The organism is Shewanella sp. SR43-4 (genome assembly GCF_014163845.1).
GTDB classification, from domain to species: domain Bacteria; phylum Pseudomonadota; class Gammaproteobacteria; order Enterobacterales; family Shewanellaceae; genus Shewanella; species Shewanella vesiculosa.
In genome coordinates this window covers 175,780-202,408 of sequence record NZ_JACJEB010000006.1, presented here as the reverse complement: position 1 = coordinate 202,408, position 26,629 = coordinate 175,780, and the positions used below count along the sequence as shown (strand labels likewise).

General features: G+C 43.8%; 26 protein-coding genes. All 26 read left to right on the top strand.

From position 1 onward, the window contains the following. Positions 1–22 precede the first annotated feature (22 nt). The 26 genes from H5123_RS09005 (at position 23) to H5123_RS08880 (ending at position 26,619) form a co-directional block, all read left to right on the top strand. A complete protein-coding gene (locus H5123_RS09005; RefSeq protein WP_182697748.1) occupies positions 23–406 on the top strand; it encodes a RidA family protein in 384 nt (127 codons plus the stop codon). A 230-nt stretch (positions 407–636) separates the two neighbouring features. Then, positions 637–2,292: an AMP-binding protein gene (locus H5123_RS09000; RefSeq protein ID WP_182697747.1), complete on the top strand. Its 1,656-nt coding sequence runs from the start codon at positions 637–639 to the stop codon at positions 2,290–2,292. Positions 2,293–2,430: 138 nt separating this feature from the next. Continuing rightward, entirely contained in the window at positions 2,431–3,360 is a 930-nt protein-coding gene (locus H5123_RS08995) for a calcium/sodium antiporter (protein ID WP_182697746.1), read from the top strand. A gap of 220 nt (positions 3,361–3,580) precedes the next feature. Then, positions 3,581–4,261: a tetratricopeptide repeat protein gene (locus H5123_RS08990; RefSeq protein ID WP_182697745.1), complete on the top strand. Its 681-nt coding sequence runs from the start codon at positions 3,581–3,583 to the stop codon at positions 4,259–4,261. A 77-nt stretch (positions 4,262–4,338) separates the two neighbouring features. Further along, positions 4,339–5,433, top strand: a complete 1,095-nt coding sequence (locus tag H5123_RS08985; RefSeq protein ID WP_182697744.1) for a sensor histidine kinase — start codon at positions 4,339–4,341, stop codon at positions 5,431–5,433. Next, entirely contained in the window at positions 5,430–6,038 is a 609-nt protein-coding gene (locus H5123_RS08980) for a response regulator transcription factor (RefSeq protein ID WP_182697743.1), read from the top strand. Before H5123_RS08985 ends, H5123_RS08980 begins: the two co-directional genes overlap by 4 nt. 140 nt (positions 6,039–6,178) lie before the next feature. Further along, on the top strand, positions 6,179–8,254 hold the full coding sequence (gene recG, locus H5123_RS08975; RefSeq protein ID WP_182697742.1) for an ATP-dependent DNA helicase RecG: 2,076 nt from the start codon (positions 6,179–6,181) through the stop codon (positions 8,252–8,254). Positions 8,255–8,523: 269 nt separating this feature from the next. Continuing rightward, complete coding sequence (locus H5123_RS08970; protein ID WP_182697741.1) at positions 8,524–9,405, top strand: DUF3014 domain-containing protein; 882 nt, start codon at positions 8,524–8,526, stop codon at positions 9,403–9,405. A 239-nt stretch (positions 9,406–9,644) separates the two neighbouring features. Continuing rightward, positions 9,645–10,406: a beta-ketoacyl synthase chain length factor gene (locus tag H5123_RS08965; RefSeq protein ID WP_182697740.1), complete on the top strand. Its 762-nt coding sequence runs from the start codon at positions 9,645–9,647 to the stop codon at positions 10,404–10,406. Further along, complete coding sequence (locus H5123_RS08960) at positions 10,399–11,250, top strand: lysophospholipid acyltransferase family protein (RefSeq protein ID WP_182697803.1); 852 nt, start codon at positions 10,399–10,401, stop codon at positions 11,248–11,250. Before H5123_RS08965 ends, H5123_RS08960 begins: the two co-directional genes overlap by 8 nt. Before the next feature lie 27 nt (positions 11,251–11,277). Further along, the gene (locus H5123_RS08955) at positions 11,278–11,532 is read left to right on the top strand and encodes a phosphopantetheine-binding protein (protein WP_011635842.1); all 255 of its coding nucleotides are present in this window, start codon (positions 11,278–11,280) and stop codon (positions 11,530–11,532) included. Between the two features lie 8 nt (positions 11,533–11,540). After that, positions 11,541–11,789, top strand: coding sequence for an acyl carrier protein (locus tag H5123_RS08950; protein ID WP_182697739.1), 249 nt, complete (start codon positions 11,541–11,543; stop codon positions 11,787–11,789). After that, a complete protein-coding gene (locus H5123_RS08945) occupies positions 11,789–12,340 on the top strand; it encodes a hypothetical protein (RefSeq protein ID WP_182697738.1) in 552 nt (183 codons plus the stop codon). Before H5123_RS08950 ends, H5123_RS08945 begins: the two co-directional genes overlap by 1 nt. Beyond that, complete coding sequence (locus H5123_RS08940; RefSeq protein WP_124017466.1) at positions 12,333–13,700, top strand: AMP-binding protein; 1,368 nt, start codon at positions 12,333–12,335, stop codon at positions 13,698–13,700. Before H5123_RS08945 ends, H5123_RS08940 begins: the two co-directional genes overlap by 8 nt. Then, on the top strand, positions 13,693–14,082 hold the full coding sequence (locus H5123_RS20850; protein ID WP_182697737.1) for a thioester dehydrase: 390 nt from the start codon (positions 13,693–13,695) through the stop codon (positions 14,080–14,082). Before H5123_RS08940 ends, H5123_RS20850 begins: the two co-directional genes overlap by 8 nt. Further along, positions 14,079–15,836: a glycosyltransferase family 2 protein gene (locus H5123_RS08930; protein ID WP_182697736.1), complete on the top strand. Its 1,758-nt coding sequence runs from the start codon at positions 14,079–14,081 to the stop codon at positions 15,834–15,836. Before H5123_RS20850 ends, H5123_RS08930 begins: the two co-directional genes overlap by 4 nt. Before the next feature lie 3 nt (positions 15,837–15,839). Further along, positions 15,840–17,402: a histidine ammonia-lyase gene (gene hutH / locus H5123_RS08925; protein WP_182697735.1), complete on the top strand. Its 1,563-nt coding sequence runs from the start codon at positions 15,840–15,842 to the stop codon at positions 17,400–17,402. Next, a complete protein-coding gene (locus H5123_RS08920) occupies positions 17,403–17,834 on the top strand; it encodes a thioesterase family protein (protein WP_124017462.1) in 432 nt (143 codons plus the stop codon). Then, entirely contained in the window at positions 17,834–18,586 is a 753-nt protein-coding gene (locus H5123_RS08915; RefSeq protein ID WP_124017461.1) for an outer membrane lipoprotein carrier protein LolA, read from the top strand. Before H5123_RS08920 ends, H5123_RS08915 begins: the two co-directional genes overlap by 1 nt. Continuing rightward, complete coding sequence (locus H5123_RS08910; protein WP_182697734.1) at positions 18,586–20,985, top strand: MMPL family transporter; 2,400 nt, start codon at positions 18,586–18,588, stop codon at positions 20,983–20,985. The genes H5123_RS08915 and H5123_RS08910 overlap by 1 nt, the downstream gene beginning before the upstream one ends. After that, positions 20,986–22,248 carry an NAD(P)/FAD-dependent oxidoreductase gene (locus H5123_RS08905; protein WP_182697733.1) on the top strand — a complete coding sequence of 421 codons (1,263 nt, stop codon included), beginning with the start codon at positions 20,986–20,988 and terminating at the stop codon, positions 22,246–22,248. Continuing rightward, positions 22,238–22,858: a DUF3261 domain-containing protein gene (locus H5123_RS08900; protein ID WP_182697732.1), complete on the top strand. Its 621-nt coding sequence runs from the start codon at positions 22,238–22,240 to the stop codon at positions 22,856–22,858. The genes H5123_RS08905 and H5123_RS08900 overlap by 11 nt, the downstream gene beginning before the upstream one ends. A gap of 51 nt (positions 22,859–22,909) precedes the next feature. Continuing rightward, positions 22,910–24,112 carry a beta-ketoacyl-[acyl-carrier-protein] synthase family protein gene (locus tag H5123_RS08895; protein WP_182697731.1) on the top strand — a complete coding sequence of 401 codons (1,203 nt, stop codon included), beginning with the start codon at positions 22,910–22,912 and terminating at the stop codon, positions 24,110–24,112. A 4-nt stretch (positions 24,113–24,116) separates the two neighbouring features. Then, a complete protein-coding gene (locus tag H5123_RS08890) occupies positions 24,117–24,620 on the top strand; it encodes a hotdog family protein (RefSeq protein WP_182697730.1) in 504 nt (167 codons plus the stop codon). Between the two features lie 50 nt (positions 24,621–24,670). Continuing rightward, entirely contained in the window at positions 24,671–25,396 is a 726-nt protein-coding gene (locus tag H5123_RS08885; RefSeq protein ID WP_182697729.1) for a 3-ketoacyl-ACP reductase FabG2, read from the top strand. After that, a complete protein-coding gene (locus H5123_RS08880) occupies positions 25,393–26,619 on the top strand; it encodes a beta-ketoacyl-ACP synthase (protein ID WP_182697728.1) in 1,227 nt (408 codons plus the stop codon). The genes H5123_RS08885 and H5123_RS08880 overlap by 4 nt, the downstream gene beginning before the upstream one ends. The last annotated feature ends 10 nt before the right edge of the window (positions 26,620–26,629 follow it).

Here is a 26,629-nt window from a genome sequence, read left to right as displayed (position 1 = left end):
AATTAAATAAAGAGAATTCAACATGGCTGAAAAAATTATCATCGCAACCGACAAAGCCCCCCAAGCTATTGGTACTTATTCACAAGCAGTTAAAGTCGGCAGTACCGTTTATCTTTCAGGTCAGATTCCGTTAGACCCAAAAACCATGACCATGGTGAGCGATGATTTTGCAGAACAAGTTGTACAAGTGTTCGAAAATTTAACCGCGGTATGTGAAGCTGCTGGCGGAAAAATGAGTGACATCGTTAAGCTAAATATCTTCTTAACCGATTTATCTCATTTTGCCACGGTAAACGAAATTATGAGTCGTTACTTCCAACAACCTTATCCAGCTCGTGCCGCGATTGGCGTCAAAGAGTTACCAAAAGGGTCATTGGTTGAAATGGACGGAATCATGGAAATTTAGCGACAACCGTACAATTTTCTTAAAGGCACCTAGGGTGCCTTTTTTATTATCTGTGGATTTTACACTGTAGAGTATTTACTCAACACCTATTGTTTCTTCAGTAAATTCTGCTAACGTGTTTGTTGTGTTACCTTGCACACATACTGTGCAATTGTTTGCGCCAGCGCACAAAAATGGCCATACTAAATTTATAGAGACCCACAATAACAATAAAGAACATGGAAGCGTCGATGGAAAATTTAATTAAAACTCCTGTTGAGATGTTGTCTCATTGGGTAGATACGCAAGGCGACAAAGTTTACCTTCGCCAGCCGATTGACGGTAAATATGTAGATTTCACCTGGCGTGAAGTTCAACAAAAAGTGCAACAACTTGCAGGTTCACTGCGCCATTTAGGTCTAGAGCGCGGTGATAAAGTTGCTGTACTGTCTAAGAACTGTGCCGAGTGGTTTATTGTCGATTTAGCATTAATGTACGGTGGTTATATTAGTGTGCCTGTTTATCCAACTGCTAATGCCGAAACGATTCGTTATATACTTGAGCACAGTGGTGCAAAAGCCATCTTTACTGGCAAGCTTGATCATTGGGCAGAACAAGAAGCTGCCGTGGGCGGTGAAATTCTCCGTTTAGCCATGCCATATGACACCATGCCTGCCCAATATCATTGGGAACAGCTATTGAAGCTGGGGCAACCTCTGGTTGACGAGCAGTTACCCACTGCTGATCAAGTCATGACGCTCATTTATACCTCAGGCTCAACCGGCAAACCTAAAGGCGCGATCCAAACCTTTACCAGTTATGGCTGGGCGTGTGAAGCCGTGATCCGTGATTTACAAGCAAACACGACTGACCGACTATTATCTTATTTACCGTTAGCACACATTACCGAACGCGTAGCTATTGAAGGTTCATCATTCTATTCTGGGGCAACGGTTTCTTTTGTTGAAGGTCTCGACTCATTTGTTGATGACATTCAGCGTTGTCGTCCAACGATATTTTTCTCCGTACCGCGTTTATGGACGGTATTCCAACTCAATATCATCAACAAAATTGGTGAGAAAAAACTTAAAACCTTACTTAAACTGCCCATTATTAGCAGTATTGTTAAGCGTAAGATTAAAAAAGGTTTAGGGCTGGATCAATCACGCTTAAACGGCTCAGGCTCGGCGCCAATACCACCATCATTGCTTCAATGGTACAACGATATCGGCATTGATATTTGTGAAGCATGGGGGATGACTGAAAACTGTGCTTACTCGATAATCAACCATCCATTTAATGCCAAGAAGATTGGCACTGTCGGCCGTCCAGTTGAAGGATGCTTGGTGCGTCAAACTGAACAAGGTGAGTTGTTAGTTAAAAGTCCTGGCTTGATGAGCGGCTATTACTTACAAGACGAAGCCACCGCTGCCGCATTTACCGAAGATGGTTTTTTCCATACTGGCGATTTATGCGAAATTGATGCAGACGGTTATATCGATATTACTGGTCGAGTTAAAGACAACTTTAAAACCTCAAAAGGTAAATATGTCGCACCTGTCCCTATTGAACGTAAATTGGCTCAAGATTCACATATAGAATTAATTTGTGTTATTGGCTCTGGCTTACCACACCCAGTCGCATTAGTGCAGCTTTCAGAAGGCTCTAAATTGCAGCCTCGTGAGGAAGTAAGAACATCATTGAAAGAGACGCTCGACAGCATTAACCCGCATCTTGAATCACATGAGCACGTTGATGCCATTATAATCGTCAATGATGACTGGACCATTGAGAACGATGTGTTAACTCCAACGTTAAAAATTAAACGTCACGTACTGGAAAAAACATTCAGCGCCAAAGTAGACGGTGTGCGCGGTGCAAAAGTACGTTGGGAAGACGAATTGTAGTCATCCACTATCGATTATTTCGCCTCAAAAAATACACGCAATATGCGTGTATTTTTTTGACATATTCTGTCAATATACGCGCCATCAACTATGCAGAGTTTACATAGCGTTGCATACCCATTAATTAGGCAGAGACTCATGTTCATTGCGTTATATATTATCGGCGGTTTTATCATTTTAACCTTTGGCGCAGAAGCTCTTGTGCGCGGAGCCAGTGCCGTAGCGCTGCGTTTAGGTATTGCGCCGCTCATTATAGGCTTAACCATTGTGGCATTTGGTACTAGCGCCCCTGAATTAGCGGTGAGTGTAAAATCGGCATTAGCAGGTAATCCTGGGATTGCCTTAGGTAATGTTGTCGGTTCCAACATTGTTAATGTCGGTTTAATTTTAGCCATCACCGCCCTTATTCGCCCTATTACCGTGCAATCTCAAATGGTTAAGCGCGATATTCCTATTATGATTTGCGCGTCAGTACTAATGTGGTTTTTGCTGCTTGATGGTGAAGTCAGCTTTATCGACGGAGCCATCTTATTTGGTGCACTTGTTAGTTATTTAGTCTTTAGTTATGTCAGCGCCAAAAATAATCCAGAAGATGTTGATGTTAATACCAATCCACAACACCCAGGATTATCAATCGCATTAATTATTGCTGGAATCGCAATGTTAGTCGGTGGTGGCATATTATTTGTGGATGGTGCTGTTGATTTAGCCAAGCAGTTTGGCATTAGTGAAGTCATCATTGGCTTAACGATTGTGGCTATTGGCACCAGTATGCCAGAACTCGTTACCTCGGTGATGGCGGCTCTTAAAGGTCAAAGTGACATTGCCATCGGTAACGTTGTTGGCTCTAATATTTTCAACGTACTCGGTATTTTAGGCGCAACAGCATTAATTCACCCAGTATCCGCTGCCGGATTTAACGAAGTTGATTTTATCGCCATGCTGATTTTTGCGTTTATGGTATTGCCGTTTGCTTGGAGCGGTTTACGTATTGGTCGTCGTGAAGGTGGAGTGTTATTAGCTGGTTACCTTGGCTACACCAGTTATTTAGTGATGCAAGTGGTTTAAGTTATCGACAATATTACTCATACTAAAGGCCGAATATTCATTCGGTCTTTTCATAACACTTTGTAAGCCTATACTCATATTTAATACGAGATCCTGACAATACATGACATTTGTCATCTTCAATTGATGACCTTTGTGTCTAAGAATAACCCCAGCCTATCGCCATACTACACCTATCCCAACAACATCTTGATTGGGGGAAACGTAAATGGAGATAACCATGAAAACCTTACTACTGATCACCAGCTTAACCTTAGTCAGCCAAGCTAGCTTTGCTAATATTAGCGATATTGATGCTGCTGCCAATACCATGAACATCAATGAACTCAGCCAATACAGTGAACAGGCTATTGATTATGAAAAAGCCTATGCTGATTATCGTCTAGCCATTACTGCCAACATAATGGGTCAACGTCAACTCGCTACAGATTCATTAAACGATGCTCAGCAAACACTAGAATCTCTTTTAGACCAAGACCCATCTGCAGACCCACAAGCGCTACTTGCTGCGGTATACGGAATGCAAATCTCGTTTGATAATAGCAAAGGTGCTGTATTAGGAATGAAAACGGCACAATTACTTCAACAAGCAAACGATCTGGAACCTAACAATCCGCGCGTCAGTTTAGTGCGAGCAATTAATGCATTTTATACCCCTAGCGTATTTGGTGGCGGACTCGACAAGTCGCAAACATTAGCAACCCAAGCAATTAGTCAATTTGAGCAGCCTTGTAATGAAATCTGTTGGGGACATGCAGAAGCCTATACTTGGCGCGGACTCGCTAAACAAGAACAAGGCGACTTAAAGGGTGCTTTACAAGATTGGCAAACCGCCATTGAAGTTGACCCTCAGTATGGTTGGGCAAGATATCTGTTAAACCAACAAACAGTAAAGCAGTAATCGACCAGTTTATTATTACTCGCATAGGTTTGAGTTAGCGCGCAGTTACTCTATGATTAACTGCGCTAGGAGGCACTATGACACTCGGTTTAACAATACCCAACGAAAAGAGTTATGAGCAAAAAACCGCTTGGGTTTACCTCATAAACTTAGGTTTTTACTTTATTCCATTGTATTTCATGGACGGTCAATGGTTAAACATTACGATCGCTATCTTATTATTAGTGCCATTTATTATCGGTTATTTCTGGGCTTATAACTGTAGCAAAGAGCGAGCCCTCAAACCTATTGGGTTAATGTTTGTCACAGCAATAGCCTCATCATTTGTTAGCAGTGGCGCCATATCACTGTTCAGTTTTTGCTGTTTCTTTATTGGTTTTTTCTACTCACTTCGTACTGCCATATTGAGTTTTATCGGACTGAGTATTTTGCTTTTAGTGATCGATATTAGCATGGATTACACAGGCTACTTTTTTACTTTTTATGGTATGGGAATTTGCTTAGGGGTGGGAGTGTTTGGGATAATTGAACAAAACCGCCAACGCATCAAACGCCAGCAACAACAATCAAAAGATGAAGTCGCCAATTTAGCTACCGCATTAGAACGCGAACGTATTGGCCGCGATTTACATGATGTGATGGGGCACCACTTAGCCGCCATCGCCTTAAAAGCTGAACTGGCAGACAAACTCATTGCCTCAGGTAAAATCGATTTAGCGCAGCAGCAAATTCATCAAGTGAGCATGATAACTCGAGACTGTTTAAGCCAAATTCGCCACACGGTATCGGGCTATAAACATCAAGGCTTAACGCATACCTTAAACACCTTAGCCAACACGTTAAGAGATAACGCTATTGCTGTCAGCATAGAAGGCACATTTCCTAAACTCAGTGAACTCATGGAATCGCAAATCAGCTTACTGTTAACTGAGTTGATTAATAACACCATAAAACACAGCCACGCAACACATTGCACCCTGCGTATTGAACAAAGCCCAAATTGCCTCAAACTCAACTTTATCGAGAATGTACCGGTTAAAACCATCACTAAAGGCAACGGATTAACCGGTATTCAAGAGCGAGTAACCTTGCTACATGGCACCATCGACTATCAATTAATTCCCCATTATAAAGTAAGTATCCAATTGCCACTAAGTGAGTCCGTTAGATGAAAATTCTATTAGCCGAAGATCAAGCCATGGTAAGAGGCGCCCTCGCCGCGTTACTCACATTAGGATGTGATAGCTTAAATGCAATAGAGATTGTCGAAGTCGAAGATGGCGATAAAGCGATGCAACAACTTAAAACCGATTCGTTTGACCTGCTACTTACCGACATTGAAATGCCTGGGAAATCAGGTTTAGAACTGAGCCTATGGTTGCAACAGCAACGCAGTCAGACCAAAGTGATTATTCTGACCACCTTTGGCCGAGCGGGTTATATCAAACGAGCATTAGAATACGGTGTCGGTGGTTTTTTATTAAAAGATGCACCTTCTGCTGACTTAATTAACGCGATTAAACAAGTCATGGCGGGTAAACGAGTCATCGATCCAGAATTGGCTTTCACCGCTATTGGTGAAATAGATCCTCTCAACGACAAAGAAAGGCGCGCACTGCGTCTGGCAAGCGAAGGCTTATCAACCAGCGATATTGCCAGTCAGTTGTTTATTGCAGAAGGTACAGTACGAAACTATTTGTCAGAAGCCATTAATAAACTCAATGCCAGTAACCGAATTGATGCCGCCAGAATTGCCAAGCAAAAGGGTTGGTTGTAATTAGTGGCTTAATATTGCCTTGTATGCAAAGTCTGCTAAGATACCTTAAACATCTGTATATAATTACAGTGATTTGAGATTGATAGCTTGAAATCACTATAATTTTTACATCTTTGGTAATCAATTTAGGTGAGCACAATTTGCTACGACTGGATCTTGTTCCGATCACCGACCTTAAAGGCGTTGCTAAAAAGGTTGCGGAAAAACTGGCTAAGTTAGGTATTAAAACAGTACAAGATGTGCTGTTTCATTTACCGCTGCGTTATGAAGACCGTACGCAAATCCATGCTATTGCCGCATTACCTCCTGGCAGTTATGGCACCATAGAAGCAGAAATTCAGTCAACTCAAATCATGCAAGGTCGGCGGCGCATGTTAGTGTGTAATGTCCGTGACCACAGCGGAATGATGAGCCTGCGATTTTTTAATTTCTCTATGGCGCAACGTAATGCCATGGAAAATGGCGCCAGCATTCGGGCTTACGGTGAAATACGCCGTGGCAATCATAATAAAGAAATTGTTCACCCCGAATATCAAATTATTCATCCTGGTGAATCTGTCACATTAAGCGACACCCTAACGCCGATTTACCCGACGACTGAAGGGGTAAAACAAGCCAGTTGGATCAAATTAACACAACAAGCCTTGGCGATGTTGGACCAAGGTGGATTACCTGAGTTGCTGCCCAGTGCATTACAGCCAAACAATATTAGCCTGCGTGATGCATTGCATATTTTACATCGCCCCCATAGCTCAGTATCACCTTTTGAATTAGAACAAGGTCAGCATCCTGCCCAACAAAGATTAATCCAAGAAGAACTGCTGGCACATAATCTGAGCATGTTGCAACTACGCCAACGCAGTAACCAAGATGCCGCGGTGCCAATGCCAGCGACAGGTCAGTTACTAACGCCTTTTCTAGCGCAACTGCCTTTTAAACCCACTGGAGCACAACAGCGGGTTGTCGCCGAAATCAGCCAAGATATTCAACATCCAACGCCGATGATGCGTTTAGTTCAAGGCGACGTGGGTTCAGGTAAAACCTTGGTGGCGGCACTGGCGGCATTACAGGCAATTGAAAACGGTTACCAAGTGGCCATGATGGCACCGACTGAATTACTCGCCGAACAACATGCCAGCAACTTTGCAGCATGGTTTGAACCACTTGGGCTAAAAGTCGGCTGGCTGGCGGGTAAATTAAAAGGCAAAGCTAGGGTTCAATCACTTGAAGATATCGCTTCTGGCGCTGCACAAATGGTTATTGGAACTCATGCAATATTTCAACAAGCGGTGGTGTTTAATAAACTGGCGCTGATTATTATTGATGAGCAGCATCGTTTTGGTGTGCATCAACGCCTAGACTTACGAGAAAAAGGTGTCAGCCAAGGCTTCCATCCACACCAGCTTATAATGACTGCTACGCCAATTCCGCGTACCTTAGCCATGACCGCTTATGCCGATCTTGATACCTCGACCATTGATGAACTGCCTCCAGGACGAACTCCCGTAACCACAGTAGCCCTTGCCGACAGTCGCCGAGAGCAAGTGATTGAACGTGTAAAACAAGCAGCATTAAACGATAATCGCCAAGCTTATTGGGTCTGTACTTTAATTGAAGAGTCTGAAGTACTTGAATGCCAAGCGGCTGAAGACACCGCCACAGAACTCGCCATAGCGTTACCAGAACTGAAAATAGGCTTGATCCATGGAAGAATGAAAAGCGCTGAAAAACAACATATCATGGCGCAATTTAAAGCGGGTGAATTGAACTTACTCGTCGCCACTACCGTCATAGAAGTTGGCGTTGATGTGCCTAATGCCAGTTTAATGATTATCGAAAACCCTGAACGCTTAGGCCTAGCGCAGTTACACCAATTAAGAGGTCGAGTCGGCCGTGGGGCTGTAGCTAGCCATTGTGTATTACTTTACAAAGCCCCGTTATCACAAACGGCCACCAAACGTTTAGGCGTACTCAGAGACAGTAATGATGGTTTTGTTATTGCTCAAAAAGACTTAGAAATTAGAGGTCCAGGCGAAGTGCTTGGCACCAAACAAACCGGTTTGGCAGATCTTAAAATTGCTGATCTGATTCGTGATCAACACTTAATTGCACCAACTCAAAAATTAGCATCTCATGTTTACCAGCAAGTGCCACAAAACGTAGATGCTATCATTCATCGCTGGATCGGTGATAGACAACAATATGTCCAAGCGTAATATAGATCATAATATATTGTTCATTATCATCAGTTATCACTAGACAAGTGGGCCGAATATTGCAAAATGGTATATAAATTGTGTTTGTTATCTAGTCAGCTAGTGGGGATCACCTTACTGCAAGCAAAGCGAAAGCTTTAACGCAGTGAAAGCGATTTGAAATCAGTCCTCCGCAACTGTTTAGTTATTGAATGTAATTAGTATCATGCAGAATTTTTCGACTCCATCTAGATCTTTGTATCGATTAGCTATAACGCCAAGGAATTGAAATGCAAGTTAATGAAGAAGATAGAATTACCCCACAAGCCACGGAAAAAACTGGCTCTAACATGCTATTAATCGCTATAGCCGTTATCGCGCTATTAGGCGCCAGCAGTTACTTCTATTTTACGAGTGATGATACCGAAGAATTAGAACCGGTTGTCATGACACCAGTTGAACTGCCAGAATCAGTACCAGAGGTGCCAATAGAACAAGCGCCGATTGAAGAACCGCAAAACGTTAGCACTGTTGATGATATGGTTCCCGCTGGAGAATCTGAATCGTCTGCTGCAGTGGCAGAGCCTCTGCCAGTATTAGCTGAATCTGATGATTTTGTTGAAGCAAAAACATTAGCCATTGCCAACGGTATGAAAATTGCGCCGATGATCTTGAAAAAGGACATAGCTCGCCAATTTGTGGTGTTTGTTGATAACCTAGCCCAAGGTGATATCGTGCATAAAGCAAGCCCGTTAAAAGGCCCTGATACCCAATTTACTGTGAGCGAGATAACCAATAAAACCTATCTTAATCCAGATGGATATCATCGATATGATTTGTATGCGAATTTCATCGAAGGCTTGAACGATAAAGATTTAGTCGCTACTTACATTGAATTAAAACCACTCTTTGCTGAAGCGTTTACTGAACTCGGTTACAGTGATATTGATTTTGATAAGCGTATGCAGCAAGCTTTTAGCATGGTTGCTAGCGCCCCGATTATTGAAGACCCTATTGAGCTTTCATCAATCAGTGTGAACTATAAATACGTTGATCCTAACCTTGAAGCGTTGCCCAGTGCACAAAAACTGTTGATCCGTATGGGACCTGACAATACTCGTAAAATTAAAGCTGCGGTCAAAAAGCTACAACAAAGTTTTCCAAACAAATAAGCTTATATCCACGAGTAACCCTAGCAGATTAAGCTATCAAAAATGAACGCGACATATGTCGCGTTTTTTATTGAGCCATCACCTTAGCTAATCCCCCTCCACTATTAGGCTTTTTCGTTTGCATGACTTCTTATCTACATTAACTTCAGTGTACAATCGCTAAGGTTAACTAATCTTTATTATTTAAATGATTATTAACTGTTAAATAAGGATAGCTTGGCAGTTATAGAGGGAAAGTCATGCAGTTAGTATTTGAGCTTCTATCATGGGGGGCATGGTCACCAAACTTTCAAACCACAGAAAGTTGGCTACAATGGCAACAGCCAAATGGCAACTTGACGCCTAAGCCCGACTCGCCAGCTTTAAAGCACATTCCGGCCATGCAACGTCGTCGTTTTAGTCGTTTAACTAAAATGATGCTAACAGCAGCTCACCAATGCCAGCCAGAAGAGCATTGTCGGAGCATTTTCTCATCTCGTCATGGCGAGCTCACGAGAACATTAGGCTTACTTAATGACATTACCCAGCAGCAAGCTTTATCGCCAATGGCTTTTAGTCAGTCAGTGCATAATACTGCCAGTGGTATTTTTGGCATTGTAAATAATAACACTACAGCCTCTACATCCATTGCTGCTGGTGAACAAACCCTTTCTCAAGCACTTATTGAAGCCTATGCCCAATTAGCACAATCTCCAGAGCCCTTATTAGTCATTTATGGTGACGATCCTGTGCCGCCGATATACAGCGAATTTACTAACGAAGTCGAACTGCCCCTCGCCTTGGGGTTGTATCTTGCACCAAAAGATCACATAGGTTACCACGTTGAAAAACAGGCGCCTCAACGGACAACACTGAGCTTGTCTGATTATCCACTGGATGTCGCTAATCCACAGGGACAAAAAAATATAAGTTTAAGCGAGTTAATCCACCATATTGTTGGCGCAAAAAATATTCAAGGTAAATTGTGCCATTGGTATTGGTCGCTTGAACACCATGACTGATCAACAAGAGATGCCACATGCTGATGCTATTGAGTCAACAAAAACACCCGCACCGAAACTCAGCGGAGTGCGATATATTCCTCGCTGGTTAGCTGGAGTTGGCTGTTATATTACCTTTGGTTTAGGTGGCCTATTGTGTTCATTAACTATTTTACCTCTATTACAACTTTGGCCTACTAAACCAGAACTGCGAGTTGCAAGAGTGCAACGATTAGTCAGCTGGATGTTTAGAATATTTGTCGCCATGCTTAGTTTTGCTGGGGTGATTGCTGTGAGTACTAAGAATATCGAAGCACTGCAACACGCTAAAAGGAAAATTGTTATCGCTAATCACCCCACATTAGTGGATGTGGTGGTATTAATTAGCTTGATGCCTAATGCGGGCTGTATTGTCAAACAAGGTTTATGGCGTAATCCATTCTTTCGCGGCGTACTCGCCAGTGTAGGGTATATTCCCAATCGCGAAGTCAATTGGCTCCTGCACGACTGCTTGCAGGTATTAAATCGTGATACTAACTTAATTATCTTTCCAGAAGGGACCCGAACATTAACTGGTAATATCGTTAACTCATTTGCTCGTGGCGCCGCCAATATTGCGCTTCGCACCCAAACAGATATTTTACCTGTAGTATTAAGAACCGATGTTGCCGGCTTAACCAAACAACAACCTTGGTACCAAATACCGCGACAAACCATCAATATGTCAGTAGAAATTGGCACAAGCATCCCATACCTGCGGTATGATGCTCAACAGGGTAATGAAGCCAAAATGGCTCGACAGCTGACGCGCGACTTGCAGCAGTTTTACATTGATACACTTAAACAACCTATCAAGTCCAATTGATAGCCATACTGATAAGAAAGACAAATAATGAACTTACACAACCAAATAAAACAACTGATCATTGATTGCTTAGATTTAGAAGATGTCACTGTCGATGATATCGAAACTGACGCGGCCTTATTTGGTGACGGTCTGGGGTTAGACTCGATCGATGCGCTAGAGTTGGGCTTGGCGATTAAGAAAGAGTTTGATGTCAAAATTGAAGCCAATTCAGATGCAACTAAAGCACACTTTTTCAGTGTTGCTAGCTTAGCTAGCTTTATTGAATCTCAACGTGTTTAGGAGCTAGCATGCAAAATCGTGAACAAATACTCGAAATGCTTAGCGCTATTTTAGTTGAAGACTTTGAAATAAATGCGGCAGATATCACCCTCGAAGCCACTTTGTACGAAGATCTGGATTTAGACAGTATTGATGCCGTTGACTTGGTGATTAAATTGCAACAGCAGACCGGCAAAAAAATTCAGCCTGAGGCCTTTAAAGCAGTGCGAAGCGTCGATGATATCGTCAATGCCATTGAAGGTTTAATTAAAAGCTAATGCGCTTAGTCCTGCTGATTATCACAACTTTGGTTATTATCACTTATCCTTTAGCTGTGTACTTTGGATTGCAATATTTACCACCAGGCACAATCGCCTTATTACTATGCTTATCGTTAATAATGCGATTTATTATCAATAAACAGCAAGTAAAATCCATGACGCTGCCAATATTGATTGGTATAGGATTAACTGCAGCCAGTTTTATTGCTCAGCGTCACCACTGGTTATTGTTCTATCCAGTGGTGATAAATATGAGTATGTTGGGACTATTTGGTTATTCACTGATTAATGGCCCAAGCATGATTGAACGTTTAGCGCGCTTAAAAGAGCCTGACTTGCCAGACTCCGCCATTACTTACTTACGCACTATTACCATACTCTGGTGTGGGTTATTTATTATCAATGGTGCCGTGGCTGCCTATACGGCCCTAGCAACCAGTATTGAAATATGGACACTTTACAACGGACTGATAGCTTATCTGCTTATGGGTATGCTGCTCAGTGGAGAATGGATTTACCGTCGTTTTTGGTTGAAAAAACATGAATAAACTTTTACTCAATTGGTTAGCAACAGGGCCGGCCTCCCAGCAGCTGATAAGCTTTGATCATCATGACATCATGACGGGATCATTATTTTGTGCCCAAGTTGCTCATCTGCATGCGCAACTGAGCCAAAGTACAGCGAAGCGCTGGTTGCTTGCCGCCAAGCACAGTGACGTATTTGCCGCCGGTTTATGCGCGGCATTGTTGGCGGGTAAACAAGTGATATTACCTGCCAACACCCAAGGTGGCACCTTGAGCCAACTTAATCATGAATTTGATGCCATTATTGCCGACAGGCCTCTATGTGAGGTGCGTGAGTACATTGCGCTAAAAAAAGAATTAAGTTTACCCGCTGCACCTTGGCCGAAAACAGAAACCTTGGGGGAATTAATCTTATTCACCTCAGGCAGTAGCGGTCAACCGAAAGCGGTTAAGAAAACCTTGCAACAACTGGATGCTGAAGTCAGCATTCTTGAACACACCTTCGCCGAACATTTACCTCATTGCTCAGTCGTTTCAACGGTTTCGCATCAACATATCTACGGCTTATTATTTAAAATTCTCTGGCCTTTGGCTGCGAGCCGCGCATTCTTAAGCGAACAAATCGACTATCCAGAAACCTTAAGCTACTACTTGGCTATTATGCCAAATTTATGTTTAATCAGTAGTCCTGCTCAATTGACTCGCTTACCTGATGCACTTGAAAACCAAAGGCAACAACGTATTCCTAGCTTAATTTTCAGCTCGGGTGGCCCGTTAAACTTTGAGGCAGCCCAGGCGGTTAAGCACTGTTTTAATCAATTACCGATTGAAATATTTGGCAGTACTGAAACTGGCGGTATTGCCTATCGCCGCCAGCTGCAACCTCAGCAGCCATGGCAAGCCTTTAACCAAGTCAATATTGATATCGCGCCACAAGACGGAGCATTAATGTTGCAGTCAGTCTATTTAGACGACCCGACTCAATGGTTAAAATGCGATGATAAAATTGAACTGGTAAATGATGGTCAGTTCCGTTTATTACACCGACTTGACCGCATTGTAAAAATTGAAGAAAAACGTTTGTCATTAGCCCAAGTTGAGCATTTACTGCAAACGCATCCTTTTGTGCGCGAAGCTGCGGTCACGGTATTAGAACAGCCGCGGACCATGTTAGGTGCTGCAATATGTTTAAGCGAGTTAGGCTTGCAAACCCTAAAGGACGAAGGCAAATTGGCAGTTAATAATGCATTAAAAAGCCATTTATTGAGTCAGTTCGAGCGCATCACGTTACCAAGACGCTGGCGCTATCCAGAAAACTTGCCGCTCAATAGCCAAGGCAAGCGTACCCAATCAGAAATTGTAGCCTTATTTAGTCATGATTAAGTCCGAATTACCTCATATCATTAGCCATGAAGGCGATAATAATAGCTATCATTGGCGCTTATTTATTAGTGCAGATTTAGCCTTTTTTAAGGGCCATTTCCCAGAGCAAGCTGTATTACCTGGGATAACTCTAGTCGATTGGGCGGTCAAATTGGGTTGCGAGGCATTTGGCTATTCCGCTACGGTTGCCACATTAGAAGTACTTAAGTTTCAGCAACTCATATTACCCGACACCTATGTAGATTTGGTGATTGAACACCAAGCGCAAAAAGCAAAACTGATTTTTAGTTACCGCGATCAAGATAAACGCTTTGCTTCTGGGCGCATTGTTATCAAACCCGCATGGGTTGATGCAGCAACCAATATTGAGAGTGACTCATGAAGCTCGCCTTGGTTATTCCTAACTACAATCATCATATCGCCATAGAAAAAAACCTCGCAGAGTTGGCAAAATTCAACCTGCAATGTTATTTGGTTGATGATGGCAGCCAAGATGAAACTCGTTACCTATTACACGCCATGGCGGAAAAATTTGCCTGGGTAACGCTTATTAGTCATCCGTTTAATCGTGGTAAAGGAGCCGCTGTGACTAGCGGGCTGCGCCAAGCTTATCGTGATGGTTTTAGTCATGTATTACAGGTCGATGCTGATGGACAGCATAATTTAGACGATATTCCGTTAATGATATCGACCAGTGAGCAGCACCCACAAGCATTAATATCTGGCCAACCAATTTATGATGAGTCTGTGCCTAAAGGGCGTTTATACGGGCGTTATATCACTCATTTTTGGGTGTGGGTTGAGACCTTAAGTTTTGATATTCAAGATTCTATGTGTGGCTTTCGGATCTACCCACTCGCTGCGACTGAGCAATTATTTAGCCAGCAAGCGTTAGGCGAACGGATGGACTTTGATATTGAGATCATGGTCAAGCTTTACTGGCAAGGCACTGCCGTCGTGCAGGTGCTAACCAAAGTCATCTATCCTGAAGATGGCATCAGTCACTTTCAAGGCGTTCAGGATAATATGCGCATCAGCTGGATGCACACCAAGTTATTTTTTGGCATGTTAGCGCGTCTACCACGTATTATTAGCACACGGTTTTTGCAGCAAAATGAGTCGCCCCCAGCTCAAGTTCAGTCACCAAAACATTGGTCCACAATGACCGAGCGAGGCAGTTTTTGGGGGATTAAGCTGTTAGCCCAATGCTATCGTTTGGGCGGACATTGGTTGTGCCGAGCGGTTATGTATCCAGTAATTTGTTATTTTTTCCTCACTGGCTCAACAGCTCGACGTGCATCATTAGACTTTTTACACCGAGTGCAACTGCAACAACCCAATCACCCTCATCTCAGTCGCGAGGTCAATTGGCGCGATAGCCTCAAACATTTTTTTGCCTTTGGTAATGCCGCCCTCGATAGAATTGACGCTTGGTGTAACCGGATAAATCTAGACCAAGTCGACTTTGACGACCGTAAAATACTCGCAGATCAAGCGGCTACTGGCAGGGGCGCCGTATTAATTGTGTCGCACTTAGGTAATATGGAACTGTGCCGCGCTATCTCTGTCCACCAGCAAAATGTCAAAGTGAATGTGATGGTGCTAACCCAAAATGCGGAAAATTTTAATAAGGTTCTACAGCAGCTTAATCCACAAAGTAGCCTAAATTTAATCCATGTTAACGAGCTCGATCCGAGTACTGCCATGTTACTGCAGCAAAAAATCGACCAAGGTGAAATTGTGGTAATTGCCGCTGACCGCACCTCGTCGAGCAGCCAGGGCCGTGTAACCTATTTACCGTTTTTAGGCCAAGATGCAGCTTTTCCACAAGGGCCATTTATTTTAGCAAGCTTACTCGACTGCCCGGTTTACACCTTATTTTGTATTCGTCAGCATGGCCGTTATCAAGTACATGTTGAACATCTAAGCGACAGCTTAAAAGGTCCACGTACAGGTCGAATTGAACGCTTAACCGACGCCATGAGCCAATACAGCCAACGCTTAGCGCATTTTGCCCAACTCGCTCCGATGCAATGGTTTAACTTTTTCGATTTTTGGCGCAAAGACGAGCTGGTATGGCGTAATACTCAGCACTCTCCCTCAAGCGCAACCCATTTACCCAGTCAGGATAGATAATTCATGAGCCATTCATCTTCAATGTCATCAACCGCCGACAGCACAGTGCATTTAGGCCAACGCTATCTTAGTCTTGAGCAAGTGGTGGCTATAGCCAAAGGCGCTGCGGTCAAACTGACAGACACTGCTGACTATGTTGAATATATTCAAAAAGGTGCACGCTTTATTGACAGCGTACTCCATGAAGAAGGCGTGGTTTATGGCGTGACAACGGGTTACGGCGACTCGTGTACAGTTAATGTTAGCTTAGATTTAGTCCACGAATTACCGCTGCACTTAACCCGCTTCCATGGCTGTGGCTTAGGCGATGTATTTAGCCCGATGCAAGCCCGCGCGATTATGGCTTGCCGCTTAAACTCACTGGCGGTGGGCAAATCAGGCGTAAGTTATATACTGCTACAACGCATCGAGTGGCTCTTAAACAATGACATTACTCCAGTAATCCCCCAAGAGGGCTCGGTCGGCGCCAGTGGCGATTTAACCCCATTATCTTATCTTGCTGCGGTATTAGTTGGCGAACGCGAAGTGATTTACCAAGGTAAACGCCAAGCGACTAAAGATGTTTATCTACAATTTGGCATGATGCCATTAACTTTGCGCCCTAAAGAAGGTCTCGCATTAATGAATGGTACTGCGGTTATGACGGCACTTGCTTGTTTAGCCTATGACAGATCGCAATATTTAACCCGCCTATCAAGCCGGATAACCGCCATGGCATCGTTAACGCTCAAAGGTAATGCAAACCATTTTGATGAAATTTTATTTGCCGCCAAGCCTCACCCAGGTCAAAACCAGATTGCCAGTTGGATCCGTGAGGACTTAAATCATCATGTGCATCCCCGAAATTCAGACCGCCTACAAGACCGTTATTCTATCCGCTGTGCACCGCACATCATCGGCGTATTGCAAGATGCTCTACCATTTATGCGTCAGTTTATTGAAACCGAACTTAACAGCGCTAACGATAATCCGATTGTTGATGCCGAAGGTGAACATATTCTCCATGGTGGCCATTTTTATGGTGGCCATATTGCCTTTGCCATGGATGCGATGAAAAATGCCGTAGCCAATATCGCCGACTTAATCGATCGCCAAATGGCCTTAGTGATGGACCCTAAATTTAACAATGGCTTACCGGCTAATTTATCTGCTGCAGAAGGTGAGCGCCGCGCGATTAATCACGGTTTTAAAGCCGTGCAAATTGGCGTATCAGCATGGACTGCTGAAGCATTAAAAAACACTATGCCAGCTAGCGTGTTTTCACGTTCAACAGAATGTCACAACCAAGACAAAGTGAGCATGGGCACCATAGCTGCACGTGATTGTATGCGTATTTTACAGCTCACAGAACAAGTCGCTGCCGCGGCATTGTTAGCCATGAGCCAAGGTATTCAACTGCGTATTATGCAGCAAGAACTCGATGCGAGTTCATTAACCCCCTCTCTTGCAACGACCTTAGCCCAAGTCAGCGAAGATTTTGAACTGCTAACCGAAGACCGTCCTTTAGAGACGGTATTGCGCCAAACAGTGGAAAAGATTCAATTGGGTCTGTGGGAGGTGTGCTAAATGAAAGGTTTATTACTGACCGAAATGGACATGGTGATCCCGTTTCACGATGTTGATTCGATGGGCATCACTTGGCATGGTAATTATTTACGTTACTTCGAAGTTGTGCGCTGCTTATTGCTGGATAAACTCGGTTATAACTACCGTACTATGCAACAATCGGGTTATGCATGGCCGATTGTCGATGTGCAAGTAAAGTATGTTAAAAGCAGCACTTTTGATCAAAAAATCAAAGTGATCGCCGCCATTGTTGAATGGGAAAATCGTTTACGCATTAACTACCAAATTGTTGATGCCCAAACCAATGCGCGGATAACGAAAGGCTATACCATTCAAGCTGCGGTAGATATTACGACCGAAGAATTATGCTTTGTCACCCCTGAAGTATTTCAGGAAAAAATTCGTCGATTACTTGATGTGAGCCAAGCTTAATGAATACTCGCAAAGGCATGTTTACTCAGGTTTGGATAGTGATCTGCCTCTGTTTGCCTCTTGGCAGTATTTCCGCCAATGAACATTCACTAGCAAGCAGTAATAAACCACTGACTCAAGCACAACTGGCAGATGTTCAGGCGTTGTATACTCAACCCGCCACCACAGAGGCCCTCAGTGCGCTAGCGCAACAACTGAATTTACAACTTGATACCAGAGGGCAGTTTATTCAGCGGCGTCACTTACAGGTGCTAAAAAAGCCCTTGCTCAGCCAGGGACAATTTATTTTTAGTCCGACGCAAGGGTTAGTATGGCAGCAGCTGCGACCATTTAGCACCTTGATGGTGCTAAAAGATCAGCAGTTAATTCAGCAAAACAGTCAAGGCAAGGTGCAACAACTGAATGCTATGGCCAGTGGTAGTCCAATCGCACAGCAAGTACCGCGGTTACTGCAAGCAATTATGGCGGGTAATATTGCTGCTTTAAGTGCGGATTTCACTTTATTTATGCCCGCTAATTACAACGCAGGCACGCCATGGCAACTTGGTTTGCAAGCTAAAGACCCACAACTACGCGCATCCATGGGTAATATCACGCTCAGTGGCGATACTCTATTACGCTCATTAATCATCACCAGCAGCCAGGCCGATATCAGCGATTATACTCAAATTCAATTTCTTGATGCCCAACAAGGGCCGCTCAGCACAACTGAACTCGAGCTTTTTAGCCTTGGCAGTGAGTCCAATCAATAATGCTTCGATTATCGCTTAATGCAGTGTTATCTCCCATTGGGCGTTTTGCCTTATGGGGAGTATTGCTGCTCGCAATGATAGTCACAGGCTTTGTGCAATGGCAGCAAGGTGCACATATTCAGACTGATATTTTGGCCATGTTGCCGCACCTACAACAAGATAAGCTTACCGAGAAAGCCTTAAACAAGGTAGAACAGCAACTGGCTAATCAAGTGTATATTGCGGTAATTGCCCCAAACGAAACCCAAGCTATCGGCGCAGCCAAGCAGCTGATGACATCGCTCAATCAATCCAATCAATCGCCCTTTACTGCCGTTCGCAGCGGCGCAGATGATAATCTACAACACTTAGCTAAAGTCTACTTCGAACATCGCTTTGGCTTACTGACACCAGAGCAAGCGCAGGCCATTGAAACCGATAATTGGCGCCAACTGCTTACCGCAGCCCAAAGCCAACTTTATAGCACATTTGGTTTTGCCAACAGCCAACTGCTCAGCAATGATCCATTACTGATGTTTCCAGCCAACTTACTGGCGTTATCGCCCAATAATGCGCTGCGCAGCCAACAGGGTATTTTACTCACAGATACTGCCGACGGTGTGGCGGCGATTGTGATGGCCAAAGGCCGTGATAGCGCCTTTAGCCCCAACGCTCAGCAACAGCAAATTCAAGCATTGGAATCTGCGTTGAGTCACATTAACCAGCAATATCCCCAAGTGAGTTTTCTTAAGGCGGGGGCGTTATTTCATGCCATTGCTGCCACCGAGTCAGCCAAACAAGAGATCAGCCGCATTGGCTTAATTTCCATGTTGGGGATTATCTTATTAGTCTGGTTGGCATTTCGATCGGTGATGCCATTATTCGCGGCACTACTTACCTTAACGAGCGGTGTGGTGTTTGCGCTAGTCGCCACCTTAAGCCTTTTTGGCGAGCTGCATTTACTGACATTGGTATTTGGCACCAGCTTAATTGGCGTAGCGATTGATTACAGCTTTCACTTTTACTGTGAAAAACAGGCTCACCCCAATGACAACGCCAGTGACACCTTAAGGCGTATTTTTCCGGCGCTCACTCTCGCTCTTGCTACCAGTGCCAGTGCCTTTATCGCTATTGGTTTTACCCCGTTTCCTGGGATGCAACAGGTGGCAGTATTTTGCGCCGCTGGCTTAATAGGTGCGTACCTAACCCTACTACTGGTGTTCCCATTATTGGGCAACCATGCGCTAAAACCAACACCAGGATTAACCCTAGCCCAAGGTTATCTAACGTTATTAAAACGCATTTTTACTGCGCCGCAATGGTGGCAAAAAACCACCATAGCGGCACTGCTGCTGTGTTTAACCGCTATATTATTTTTTGGCTTATCCAAAGCAGACGCTAATGATGATATTCGTCAATTACAGCAAAGTCCTGCAGCCATCACCACAGAAGAAAACCAGCTTAGACAACTACTTAGCGGCGGCACAGACAACCAATTTATTTTAGTCAGCAGTAACAATGAACAAGGTTTATTGCAAACCTTAGAACAACTGACACCTGTGCTTAATCAAGCCATTAGCGATGGCGAGTTAGACCAAGCCATAAGCCTAAGCCGCTTTATGCCCAGCATTGCCAGTCAACGCCACAATTATGAGTTACAACAACAACTTTATCAGCAACATTTGCACGAAATCATTAGCAACATGGGCCTAGATGACAACATAAATGCCAGCCTGCTGAGACAACTTGATCATGCAAAATCAAAATATCTAACCCCAAAAGAGATGTTAGCCCTAGCCAATGATGACTTACGTGCCTTATGGCTTGGTGCTGTAGCGACCACAGACCAAACCCAGCAATATGGCGCAATTGTATTGTTAGGTGGTATTCACTCATTAACCTCTATTGAGCAACGACTGACTCGCCATCATTGGTCTTTGGGGCAGGTGCAGTTAATTGATAAAGTCGGCGATATATCGGCTTTAATGGGCCAATATCGTCAACTAACATTGCAGTTACTAGTGTGGGTATTTGCTTTGGCCTGCCTACTCTTCAGTATTAAATACGGCATTAAGCTGGCATTAGCCATTGTTTCGGTACCCGCATTATCAGTACTGCTTACCCTGGCGTGTTTAGGCTTAGTTGGCTCAAGCATTAGCTTGTTTCACGCCTTAGCGCTTATTTTAGTGCTGGGAATTGGTATCGATTACAGTCTATTTTTTGCCGAAGCCAAACACACCAGTCGCGGAGTCATGATGGCTATCTTTATGTCAGCCTGTTCAACACTATTGGCTTTTGGTTTGCTGGCGCTGAGTCAAACTCATGCGATTCACTTTTTTGGTCTTACATTATTATTTGGGATCAGTTTTTCCTTTTTACTCGCACCATTTATTTCATTTATCACAAGGAAAACAGTGTAAATGTTAAGCCATCAGACACATAAAATCAGCAACATGGATGTTGATGTAGCCATCATTGGCGCCGGCCCTTCAGGTGCTATAGCCGCAAGCTTGTTACGCCAGCAGGGCCATCGCGTTGTGGTGATTGAAAAACAACATTTTCCGCGTTTTTCAATTGGCGAAAGCTTACTCCCCTGTTGCATGCAATTTATTGAACAAGCCGGCATGCTCGAAGCCGTTAATAATGCTGGGTTTCAGTTTAAAAACGGCGCAGCATTTAGCCACCAAGGTCGCTATACCACCTTCGACTTTACCGATAAGTTTACTCCAGGCCCGGGTACCACCTTTCAAGTTCAGCGGGCTGATTTTGATAAACTCTTAGCTGATACAGCAATAAGCCAAGGGGTTGAGGTTCGATTTGGACATCAAGTCGATGCAATTGATTTAACTCACGATCCTCGCTTAACCGTAACCAACGAGCAAGGATCACAGTATCAGGTGAATGCTAAATTTGTGCTTGATGCCAGTGGCTTTGGTCGAGTATTACCACGATTGTTAAACCTAGAACAATCGTCAACTTTACCCCCACGAAGTGCTATTTTTACTCATATTGAAGACAACATCAGCGATCCTAGTTTTGATCGCAATAAGATCCTCATTAGCGTGCACCCCAAGCATAAGGATATTTGGTACTGGTTAATCCCTTTTAGCAATAATCGGTGTTCAATTGGGGTGGTCGCTGAACCGCATTTACTCCAACGTTTATCCGGTAGTCTTGAACAACAGTTGTTAGCTATCATCAATGAAGAGCCGGTACTGCAACGCTTGCTGACCAAGGCTAATATCGTTCAGCCCTGTGCCACCCTAAAAGGTTATTCGGCCAACGTCACCACTTTAGCAACCAACAAGTTTGCTTTATTGGGTAATGCAGGCGAGTTTCTTGATCCGGTATTTTCATCAGGGGTAACGATTGCAATGCAATCTGCGTCTATGGCTGTAGCATGTTTACATAAGCAACTTAATGGCCAAAAAATTGATTGGGATAGCCAATACTCAGAGCCATTAATGCAAGGGGTTAATACCTTTAGAACTTATGTCCAAGCTTGGTATGATGGTCGATTTCAAGATGTCATTTTCTATCAACAAGCTAACAACACCATTAAACAAATGATTTGCTCAATCTTAGCCGGCTATGCTTGGGACATGAATAACCCATTTGTAAAAGAGTCTGAACGCCGCCTCAATACCATTGTCGAGTTATGTCGGGAGCCCAATGTTGCTTAACTTATTTGGACATTTTATTAATGTGTTATCACGCCGTGTTGTGGCCCTGCTTCTGTTAAGCTTTTTAACCGCTTGTAGCCAGCAAATAGCCAGACAAACTTGTGTCCCTCTAACGAGTGAAGCACAATATTGCTTAAATCCAACCTCGTCGGTATTAACTGATGCTCAGCATCAAGACATTAATTTAACTCAAATGGTTAACTTTACCCGTGGCCAAGATAGCCATGAGTTATTAACCCAGCTTGACGTTAATTCACAACGGATGACATTAGTGGGATTAGCCCCGCTTGGGCAAGCGTTATTCACTCTTGTATACGATGGACAAACTCTGCAAAGTGAGCAAAGTTTGTTATTGGGTAAACAGTTTAAAGCAGAATACTTGATGGCAATAATGCAGTTAATTTACTGGCCAACAGAGCAAGTTAATCAACAATTGAGTGGTGGAAACTTGGTAACAATATCCTGTGATATGGCACTATGTAAGCAACTGGTCGATGATAATGGCGCGTCAATAACATTAACGTACAACAATATTGATCCTTGGTTGGCACAAGTGAATGTCGACATCGATGCTGCTGATGTTCACCTGCAAATTAACCCGATTGAATAATCAGTGTGCCACCAATAAACAGACAGTGATAAATAGGCCATATAAGCAAATATGAATAGTCGCATTGCAATAACTCACATTGGATTGTGTACACCTCTGGGCAACTCGCCTGAAGAAGTGTTGCCACGTCTCATTAATGGTGATGTCAGTGCCATGCAATGGCGCGATAATTTGCTGTTCAATGCGCCCACATTAGTCGGTTGCGTTGATGATAAACGTTTAATCGCTATCGCCGATCATTTAAGCCTGTTTGCTTGTCGGAATAATCGTTTATTAAACACCGCTGCTCAGCAGCTTATCCCTGCCGTCGAGCAAGCCAAGCAACGTTTTGGAGCCGATCGGATTGGCGTCGTGTTAGGTACGAGTACCTCAGGTATTTCTAAAGGCGAAGCGGCGTTAAAATATAAGCTTGAACATGGCAATTTCCCGCCAAGCTACCATTATTCACAGCAGGAACTGGGCAGTACTAGTGAGTATCTTAAGCGGTTATTTTCGCTATCAGGCCCTTGTTATACCGTCTCTACAGCGTGTTCATCAAGCGCCAAAGTGTTTGCCAGTGCCCAACGATTACTTAATGCCAATTTATGCGATATGGTGATTGTGGGTGGCGTAGACAGTTTATGCCAACTAACCGTTAATGGCTTTGCTGCATTAGAGTCGGTATCCAAAGGTCATTGTAATCCATTCAGTCGCCATCGTGATGGGATCAATATTGGTGAAGGTGCAGCCTTATTCACTTTAGAACGCGGCCAAAGCGATGTAATGCTGGCGGGAATAGGCGAGTCTGCCGATGCACATCATATTTCAGCGCCACACCCCCAAGGACATGGCGCAATTGCCGCTATGCAATTGGCGCTATCTGCCGCTAATATTTCGCCGCAGCAGATTAATTATGTCAATCTGCATGGCACTGCCACACCTAAAAATGATGCCATGGAGTCTCGCGCAATAAATGCGGTATTTAACCATTTATCACCACTGTGTAGCTCAACTAAACCACTAACTGGCCATACCTTGGGAGCTGCTGGAGCCATTGAAGCAGCCTTTTGCTATTTGTTATTAAGTCCCCTTAATCATAGTAAGCGCCTACCTCCTCATGTTTGGGATGGCCAATTTGATGATAACGACCCGCAAATCTCCTTGATTAATGCCCACAGTAATACTGGGCTCAGTGAGCTCAATTTCATTATGAGCAATTCATTTGCCTTTGGCGGTAGTAATGCCAGCCTGATTTTTTGTCGAAAGGATGCCTAGTTTCATGTCTATACTCACAGCCGATGCTGCTATGTTAGCGCAAGATGTTAGCAATTTTATTCCGCACCGTGCGCCGATGATCTTAATCGATAAGCTGTTAGAGCATCGTCCAGATAGCCTAACCACAGAAACCTATATTAGCCCTAGCAGTGCTTTTTTTAATAGCACAATCAATGGGGTGCCTAATTATGTTGCGATAGAGTATATGGCTCAAAGCGTGGCGGCATTAGCAGGCATCGAAGCACGACTAGACAACGAAGCTATCCTAGCCGGTTTTTTACTCGGTACCCGCAAGCTACAAATGCATATAGACACTTTTACCTTAGGCCAGTCATATCGCACTCAAGTGACTAGACTGTACCAAGAAGAGTCGGGATTAGCGGTATTTGATTGCCATATTTATCATCAAGATACCTTAATAGCACAAGCCAATATCAATGTGTTCCAACCCAAAGATACCCAAGCTTATATTGATGAAAGCCAAGCCACGGCTAAGCATGATCAATAAACCTTTTTACATCCTATTGGAGTTCCTCGAATAAATCACGGAGAGACATTTTGAATAACAGAGTATTAGTTACCGGTTCAAGCCGAGGAATAGGCAAAGCCATCGCAATAAAATTAGCCGAAAATGGCTTTGATATTGCGCTGCACTTTCACAGCAATCATGCCGCAGTGGCGCAAGTACAAAAAACCTTATTAGATCTTGGTGTTCAAGTTAGCGTATTGCAATTTGATATTGCTGACCGCCAGGCAGTTAAGCTTGCTATCGAAACGGACATTGACGCAAATGGTGCTTATTACGGGGTAATTCTGAATGCTGGTATCAACCGTGACACCACCTTTCCTGCCATGACCGAAGAGGAGTGGGATAGCGTGATCCACACCAATCTTGATGGTTTCTATAATGTTATTCACCCAACGGTGATGCCGATGGTACAAGCACGTAAAGGCGGGCGCATTATCACTCTCGCATCAGTATCTGGCATTGCAGGCAACCGTGGTCAAGTCAATTACAGCGCCTCAAAAGCGGGGATTATTGGAGCCACTAAAGCGCTGTCTCTTGAATTGGCAAAGCGCAAAATTACTGTCAATTGCATTGCCCCAGGGTTAATTGAAACCGATATGGTCAGCGATATTCCAACCGAAATGGTTAACCAAATAGTGCCGATGAAACGCATGGGTAAACCCAGTGAAATAGCGGGCCTGACTAACTTTTTAATGTCAGATGATGCCGCCTATATTACTCGTCAAGTGATCTCAGTTAATGGAGGCATGATATGAAGCGTGTGGTCGTGACTGGAATTGGCGGCATTTCTGCATTAGGCCAAGACTGGCAGCAAATTAAAGCGAGCCTATTAGCTAAACATAATTGTGTCATTCGCATGGATGAATGGGACAGATACCCAGGCTTAAATACTCGTCTTGCGGCACCAGTCACAGAGTTTGTTACTCCTAAGCACTATTCACGCAAAAAAATTCGCTCCATGGGTAGAGTGTCTCTAATGGCCACTCGAGCAAGTGAATTAGCGTTAGAGGATGCGGGGTTATTAGATGATCCTATTCTTAATTCTGGCAAAGTTGGAGTCGCTTATGGTTCATCAACTGGCAGTACCGATCCCATTATTGGATTTGGTGAGATGTTAAAAACCGGCGAAATGTCTGGCTTAACCGCCACCAGCTATATCCGTATGATGGCGCACACAACGGCAGTCAATGTGGGGGTGTTTTTTGGCTTACAGGGCCGAATTCATACCACCAGTAGTGCATGCACATCAGCCAGCCAAGGCATAGGCTACGCCTACGAGGCGATTAAGTACGGTATGCAAACGATTATGTTGGCCGGCGGTGCTGAAGAACTTTGCCCGACTGAAGCGGTAGTATTTGATACCTTATTTGCCACCAGCACCAAAAATGATCAACCAGAGCTAACACCACGCCCATTTGACAGCCAACGAGACGGTTTAGTTATCGGTGAAGGTGCGTGTACACTAATATTGGAGGAGCTTGAGCATGCTCAAACGCGTGGCGTTAAAATTTATGCTGAGTTAATTGGTTTTGGCACAAACTCAGATGGCCAGCATGTCACCCAACCCAATGCCAAAACGATGGAAGTGGCGATTCGTTTAGCCTTAACGGATGCCAAATTATCCGAACAAGAAATTGGCTATATCAGTGCTCATGGTACGGCGACAGATCGGGGAGATGTAGCCGAAACGGCTGCAACTTATGCGGTCTTTGGCGCTAATACGCCAATCTCATCACTTAAAAGTTATACCGGCCATACTCTAGGGGCTTGTGGCTCATTGGAAGCCTGGACCAGTATCGAAATGATGAATGAGGGTTGGTTTGCGCCAACCCTTAATCTCACGGATATTGACTCTGAGTGCGCACAACTCGATTATATTAAAGACGAGATACGCTACATAGACACCAATTATATTATGAGCAACAACTTTGCTTTTGGTGGCATTAATACTTCATTAATCTTTAAACGCTGGCGCTGATCGCAGCAAT